This window comes from Mycobacterium sp. ZZG, assembly GCF_054786995.1.
The window spans coordinates 1-5,210 of record NZ_JBTBFV010000114.1; the positions used below are offsets into that span (position 1 = coordinate 1).

Here is a 5,210-nt window from a genome sequence, read left to right on the forward strand (position 1 = left end):
CTGGCCTCCGCAGAACTCATGCTGGACATCGAATGTGTCGAGCGAGCAGGGCGATAGATCAGCGGCACCTCGGGTGCATCGGCAATCCATCCAAGATCACCGACACAAGGATGGTGCACCAGTGAGCGTGGCACCAGTGGTGCGCGGTGCGCGCGCCGAGATGGTCCGGACGGGCGGCCGGAGTCGGCTGTGGACGGTCCTGATCCCTGCCGCGGTGGTGCTGCCGGCGGTGATCACGTTCGCGATCGCGATCGCCGCCGAGACCTTCGCGCGCATACCGGGGCAGATCTCGGTCCTGCAGGTGCCGACCTCCAACGCGGCCTATTGGGTGATCACCGTCACCACCGCGGTGGTGGCAGTGGCCGCCTCCGACGGGCAGGCCTGCGAGAGTCGTTACCACACTGGGGAATACGTTCGCCTGGCGGCTCACCGCCAGTGGCCGGTACTGGCAGGCCGGTGGTGGTTCTACGGCACGCTCGGCGCTGCGGCCGCCGCCCTCACGCTTCTCGCGGTGCTCCTGTTACTGCCGGTGGCCTCGCCGCACGTCTACGGATCGGTGTCGGCGACCGATCCGGTGGCACAGCGGCTGCTGTGGACCGTGCCGCTGCTGAGTTTCTTCGCCGCCGGCGCCGGTATCGGCGTCGGCGCGCTGACCCGGTCGCCGCTCGGCTCCGCGGCGGTGATCCTGTTGTGGGTGTACGCGGTTGAATCCGCCGCGGGATATCTCCCCAGTGGCGCGTTCCTGCAGCGGTTCATGCCGGTTCTCAACGGCGTCTACGCCACCGGCCAGGACGCGGTGCTCATTCCTCCGTGGAGCCAGAACGCCGCTCTGCTCTACGTGTGTTCACTGTCCACGGCGATCTTCCTGGTCGCCGCTGTCGAAAGGACTGTCCGCCATGGCTGATTCACCTCTCCCGCTCGCCGAGCGGGGTGACGCCGACCTTCCCGGCCACTGGCTGCTGGCCCGACTGGGCAAGAGAGTCTTGCGCCCGGGCGGGCTGGAGCTGACGACGCGTCTGCTTTCGGCCGCGCGTATCGAGGGCGCAGACGTCGTCGAGCTCGGGCCTGGACTCGGCCGCACGGCGACCGACATCGTCGCCCGGAAACCGCACTCCTACGTCGGCGTCGACGACACCGCCGCGGCGACCGAACAGGTGCGCTCCATCGTCGCCCCGGTCGGTGGCACGGTGGTCGTCGCCGACGCGGTGTCGACCGGGTTGCCCAAGGCCAGCGCTGACGTGGTGGTCGGCGAGGCCATGCTCACCATGCAGGGCGACAAGGCGAAGCGTGCCATCATCGGCGAAGCGTTCCGTGTGCTGCGGCCGGGCGGCCGTTACGCGATCCACGAGTTGGGGCTGACCCCCGACGGCCTGTCCCAGGACATCAAGGACGACATCCGCCGCGACATGTCGCGGGCCATCAAGGTCAATGCCCGCCCGCTGACCACTGCCGAGTGGACCACGTTGCTCACCGACGCGGGCTTCGAGATCTCGCGCGTCGACCACGCGCCGATGGCGCTGCTCAACCCGGCACGCGTGCTCGCCGACGAAGGACCCCTCGGTGCGCTGCGCATCGTGGGCAACTTGATCCGGCGTGCTGCGGCACGTCGGAGGGTCATCGGCATGCGCAAGACCTTCCAGCGGTACCGGCACTCGCTGACCGCCGTTGCGGTCGTCGGCGTCGTACCTGGGCAATGACACACTTGACTCATGGCAGTGGTGAGCAGCGCCGCCGGCGAGACGCGGGACCGCGCAGCGGGCCGCCAGCGCCACAGGGTGCTGGGTCTGTTACGGGAAGCCGACGGTCCGGTCGATGCCCAGGGTGTCGCCGATCTGCTGCAGATCCACATCACCACAGCGCGGTTCCACCTGTCGACACTGGAAGCCCAGGGGTTCGTGCGGCGCGCGGGCAGTCGCAAATCGGGAGCCGGGCGGCCCAAGCTGACCTACGAGCCGGCGCCACGACTCGACTACGCCGACATCGTGTCGCTGTTCGCGACGCATCTCGGTGGCACCGCCGAGGAGCGGGAAACGCGAGCACGCCGCATCGGGGCAGACCTGGCGCACCGCGTGCGGCTGGCCAGGGCCCGCGACGAGACCTCGGTCGGAGACCTCGTCGTGGCGACGCTGACCGAGTTGGGTTTCCAGGTGCGTTCGGTGATGTCGTCCTTCGGTGAGGTGACGGTGCAACTGTGCACCTGCCCCCTCGCTGAGGTCGCCAAGACCGCACCCGAGGTGGTTCGCGGTATCCAGCAGGGATTGATCCAAGAGGTGATCGACCTCAACGCCGACGCGGTCGGCGGCCGCTACGGTGTGGCGGTGACACCGGATCCCCATGGGGGTTCGTGCGAAGTCGGATTGGTGCTCCGCCCTACACGTGTGGTGGCGGACGACAGTGAAGGAGTGTGAGTCATGGACGTGGTGTCCCTGAAAGAGACCGCAGCCGAACAGCTCGAGGCTGCTCGCAATGCGCGCGCGGGCCGGGCCGCGCACACCGTGTACGGCGGGCACGAACACAAGTTGCGCCAGACCGCGATCGCGCTGCTGGCCGATCAGCGCCTCGACGATCACGAAAGCCCGGGTGAGGCAACACTTCTGGTGCTACACGGCCGGGTTCGCCTCAATACGTCGAGCGCATCGGCCGAACTCGGCGAGGGTGAGTACCTGATCATCCCCTCGGAACGGCACAACCTTGCCGCGCTGGAGGATTCCGTGATCCTCCTGACCGTCGTCACCGGGATCTGACCCTCAGATCGACAAGGTGCCGTCGTCGTTGATGGTCCACTCCGGGTTCAGTGCGACCTCCCAGACGTGGCCGTCCGGATCGGCGAAGTAACCCGAGTAACCGCCCCAGAACACCCGTTCGGCGGCCTTGAGGATTGTCGCCCCCGCGGCGTGCGCCTGGGCGAGCACCGCGTCGACATCGGCTTCGGTGCGCTGATTGATCGCGATGGTGATACCGCTGAACCGGCCGTCGACAGGATGGTGCGCATCCGCGGCGAGGTCGGCCCGTCCGAACAACGCGAACGCGAGGCCGGGCAGCTGATAGAACACGACGCCGTCCGGAGCGGCCTTCGGCACCCAGCCCAGACCCTGTTCGTAGAACCGACGCGCACGGACGAGGTCGTCGACGCCGAGGGTGATCAGGCTGATGCGTTGCTCCATGAACGCACGGTAGCCCGCGGCGGCGACATCTCACTCAGCCCAACAGCGTCGACCAGAACTCGACGGTCACTGCTGCCTGCCTCGCGTCCGGCTCGACCGTCCCGAACTCGGCGGAGACGTAGTCGGCAAGGTTCGCGCCGCGGATGACGACATCGGTGCGCACCACCGACAGCACCGGATGCCCGGACAATCCATGGCCGGCCGGCAGGTAGTGGTGAGAACAGATCGGCACCAGCATCGGCGCACGCTCCAGGTGGTAGCGCGCGGTGCGCAGCGCGTGCTTCGTCTGCGCCGGCCGCCGACCCCAGCCGTCATACCAGAACCGATCCCACTCGACGGCGAACAGCACGCCCACGATGGGCAGTTGCAGCCGTCTGGTCAGACTTCTGCGGCCTTCGGCGCGCCAGTTCGGCCACGACCCGCCCGTGGGCAGTCCTGCCGCCAGGAACGCGCGGTGATCGTCGGCGAACTCGACACCCACCTCGTGCTCGACACGGTCCAATTCGTCGTCGGACATGCCACGCTCGATCGTCACGGTGCCTGCTGCGTCGAGGCGCCGAGCAGCCTCGGCTCCGAGGGTCACCGCGGCTTCGTACACAGGACGTGCCGATTCAGAAGCTGTGCTGCGGACCCTGGGCCTTCTTGTACAGCGCCTTGAGCATCCGGTCGCGGAACGCGGCGTTGTCGATCAGCTTCACGCCGGCCTCCGCCAGCTTCGGCTGCCCGATCAACTTGTGCATGTAGCGGCCGCGCCGATACTCCCTGCCCCACGCCGCCTCCATGCGCTGCGCGTAGTTGGTGAAGTCGTCGGGACCGCCGTTGGTCAGCGCCGCCACCGCGCATTCGCCTGCGGCCAAACCGGATTCGAGCGCCTTGGAGATGCCCGCGCCGGAGGCCGGCTTGCCCGCGCCCAGCGAGTCACCGGTGAACAGCACGCCGGGACGCCACGGCGGCCACGCGGTGAAGCCCATCGGCAACCGCCACGCGCGCACGCTCTTGTTCTTCTTGAGCTCCTCGATCGGCGGCAGATCCCACTCGCGCGGCAGCGTGCGCAGGAAGTCGCCGAGGAACTGCGTGGCATTGATCGACTGCCAGTTCTTGTAACTGTTGACGTAGCCGAGCCCGATGTTGAAGAGTCCGTTGCCCATCGGGAACACCCAGCCGTATCCGGGCAACTGGTCGCCCTGGAACATCAGCTTCAGGTAGATGTCCAGCGAATCGGAGTCCGGGCGGTTGGCCGGCATCTCTGAGCGGATCGCGATCGCGGAGTAGCCGTTGTACTCGGAGTCGATCTTCAACGCCCGCTTGATGGGGGAGTAGGCGCCGTCGGCGGCGATCACCGCGTCGCCGTACACCTTCTCGCCGCTCTTGAGCACCACACCGATCACCCGTCCGGTGGCGTCGAACTCCGGCCCGGCGACCTCGGCGCCCTGCCGGATCTCGGCCCCGGCCGACTCCGCGTGCTTGAGCAGCACGGTGTCGAGGTGTTCCCGGCTCACGGTGTGACCGTGGTCGGGCATGCCGGGACGTTTGGGGAACGACAGCTCCCAGCGGCTCGGGCTGAACACCGTGACCCGGTTCACCCGGTGATAGGTGGCGACCTCGTCGGCCAGGCCCATCTTCTGCAGGTAGCTGACCGCACGGGCGGTCAGACCGTCACCGCAGGGCTTGGAGCGGGGAAACTGTGCCTTGTCCAGTACCACTACCTTGGCACCGGTCTGCGCCGCCTGCCACGCGGCGGCTGACCCGGAGGGTCCTCCACCTGCGATGACCACGTCGTATCGCTGCGTCATGAATCTCTCTCGTCGAGCGGCTGTCGCTGGAGATAGTACCCAAACTCCCTGTATGTGCGCGGCGGGCGAATTCGCCTGGCCACACCGGGTCATGACGGTGAGCCGAGTGTGACGTCACGCGGTCTTAGCCTCAATCCGTGGATCGGCCTTCCTGATGGTGGCCGGGGGTAATTTCGGTGGCTGGGTTTGGTGCGGGCAGGTGGGATCCGCTGGTCTGCCCAGCTTTTCCTGTGCGCTCCGGTAGGGGCCTGTT

General features: G+C 67.7%; 7 protein-coding genes and 1 pseudogene. 5 read left to right on the forward strand and 3 right to left on the reverse strand.

Going from position 1 to position 5,210, the window contains the following annotated elements:
- From ACXMYJ_RS28435 to ACXMYJ_RS28455, 5 genes and pseudogenes are all read left to right on the forward strand, one after another.
- A pseudogene (locus ACXMYJ_RS28435) lies at positions 1-125 on the forward strand (hypothetical protein); the annotation flags it as partial.
- Positions 122-904, forward strand: a complete 783-nt coding sequence (locus tag ACXMYJ_RS28440) for an ABC transporter permease (RefSeq protein ID WP_260751323.1) — start codon at positions 122-124, stop codon at positions 902-904. The pseudogene ACXMYJ_RS28435 and the gene ACXMYJ_RS28440, both read left to right, overlap by 4 nt.
- A complete protein-coding gene (locus ACXMYJ_RS28445) occupies positions 897-1,697 on the forward strand; it encodes a class I SAM-dependent methyltransferase (protein ID WP_460359468.1) in 801 nt (266 codons plus the stop codon). Before ACXMYJ_RS28440 ends, ACXMYJ_RS28445 begins: the two co-directional genes overlap by 8 nt.
- A gap of 12 nt (positions 1,698-1,709) precedes the next feature.
- Positions 1,710-2,408: a helix-turn-helix transcriptional regulator gene (locus ACXMYJ_RS28450; RefSeq protein ID WP_260751325.1), complete on the forward strand. Its 699-nt coding sequence runs from the start codon at positions 1,710-1,712 to the stop codon at positions 2,406-2,408.
- Between the two features lie 3 nt (positions 2,409-2,411).
- Positions 2,412-2,744: a cupin domain-containing protein gene (locus ACXMYJ_RS28455; protein ID WP_260751326.1), complete on the forward strand. Its 333-nt coding sequence runs from the start codon at positions 2,412-2,414 to the stop codon at positions 2,742-2,744.
- Between the two features lie 3 nt (positions 2,745-2,747).
- Here the strand turns inward: ACXMYJ_RS28455 and ACXMYJ_RS28460 are convergent, their stop codons facing one another.
- The 3 genes from ACXMYJ_RS28460 to ACXMYJ_RS28470 are packed head-to-tail and all read right to left on the reverse strand — an operon-like array spanning position 2,748 to position 4,957.
- Positions 2,748-3,164 carry a VOC family protein gene (locus tag ACXMYJ_RS28460; protein WP_260751327.1) on the reverse strand — a complete coding sequence of 139 codons (417 nt, stop codon included), beginning with the start codon at positions 3,162-3,164 and terminating at the stop codon, positions 2,748-2,750.
- A 34-nt stretch (positions 3,165-3,198) separates the two neighbouring features.
- A complete protein-coding gene (locus tag ACXMYJ_RS28465) occupies positions 3,199-3,747 on the reverse strand; it encodes a hypothetical protein (protein WP_260751328.1) in 549 nt (182 codons plus the stop codon).
- 28 nt (positions 3,748-3,775) lie between these two features.
- On the reverse strand, positions 3,776-4,957 hold the full coding sequence (locus ACXMYJ_RS28470) for a geranylgeranyl reductase family protein (protein ID WP_460359469.1): 1,182 nt from the start codon (positions 4,955-4,957) through the stop codon (positions 3,776-3,778).
- Between the last annotated feature and the right edge of the window lie 253 nt (positions 4,958-5,210).